Genomic DNA, 410 nt, shown 5'->3' with positions numbered 1-410 from the left:
AACCCCGCCGCCAGCACGCAGGTGTCGGTCTGGATACCACACACCAGTACACGTTGCGGCGCGAGGCTTTTCAGGTAGGAAACGGTCTCGGGGGTTGGCGCATAGCCGTGTTTGATAAAGATGCGATCAGCGGCCACCAGGCTTTGGTCGTTCGGCGCCGGTTGCCAGCCGAGTTGCCGGGCGAAGGGCGTGACGCTCTCGTCGTGGCGCTCCACGGTGGCGACTGACGGCATGCGCCCCAGCAGGGTGTTGATGCCGTCCACCAGCCACGTGGGCGGGTTGAAGGAAGGTTGCACGTCGATGATCAGCAGTACCTGGCGCATGGCGTTCCTGTCCGTGGTCGAGTGGCCGCCCATTGTGCACAGGCCACTTCAGGGTTGCCAGGTGGTTTTCTCCCCGCTGAGCTTGCG

General features: G+C 64.1%; 1 protein-coding gene. It reads right to left on the bottom strand.

Annotated elements, in window-relative coordinates; translation table 11 throughout:
* A partial coding sequence (locus tag SOP95_RS31850) for a hydrolase (RefSeq protein WP_323609566.1) occupies positions 1–323 on the bottom strand: 323 nt, incomplete at its 3' end.
* Positions 324–410 lie beyond the last annotated feature (87 nt).

This window comes from Pseudomonas sp. YuFO8, assembly GCF_035065025.1.
In the GTDB taxonomy this organism is placed as follows: Bacteria; Pseudomonadota; Gammaproteobacteria; order Pseudomonadales; family Pseudomonadaceae; genus Aquipseudomonas; species Aquipseudomonas putida_AE.
The sequence above is the reverse complement of the archived record's forward strand: the minus strand, read 5'-3'. Positions and strand labels throughout refer to the sequence as shown.